This is a genomic window from Methylobacterium sp. WL12, from assembly GCF_008039475.1.
Lineage (GTDB): Bacteria > Pseudomonadota > Alphaproteobacteria > Rhizobiales > Beijerinckiaceae > Methylobacterium > Methylobacterium cerastii.
On sequence record NZ_VRUW01000239.1, the window covers coordinates 1 to 667 of the forward strand.

The 667-nt window shown below is 62.7% G+C and carries 1 pseudogene; it reads right to left on the reverse strand.

The features are described from left to right. Positions 1–667: pseudogene (locus tag FV226_RS27690) on the reverse strand (IS3 family transposase); the annotation flags it as partial.

The window sequence follows — 667 nt, forward strand, 5'->3', positions numbered from 1 at the left end:
CTTCGCAACGAACTCCGGGCCGTTATCCGAACGGATATGGCCAGGTACGCCACGCACGATGAACAGATCCGAGAGCACGTCGATGACGTCGATCGCCTTTAATTTGCGGGCGACCCGGATCGCTAAGCATTCATGTGTGAACTCATCGACCACGTTGAGCATCCGGATCTTGCGCCCGTCATGCGTGCGCGCCTCGACAAAGTCGTACGACCACACGTGATTGCGGTGTTCCGGGCGAAGACGGACGCAGGAGCCGTCGTTGTCCCAGATCCGCCCTCGCTTGGGCTGTTTGGCTGGGACCTTCAGCCCCTCACGTCGCCAAATGCGCTCGACACGCTTGTCGTTGACGAACCATCCGGCCGCCTTCAGCAGCGCGCTGATCTTGCGGTAGCCGTAGCGCCCGTACTTCTCGGCCAACGCCACGAGATCGGCCGTCAGCGCCTCTTCATCATCGCGGCCCCGCGGCACCTTGCGCTGTGTCGAGCGATGCTGTCCGAGCGCCCGACAGGCACGGCGCTCGGAGATGTTCATCGTCAGCTGGATGTGCTCGACACAGGCGCGTCGGCGCGCGGGGCTCAGAAGTTTCCCCGGGACGCCTCCTGCAGGATCAGCTTGTCGAGGGTGAGATCGGCGATTGCCTTTCGAAGCCGAGCATTCTCGGTCTCAA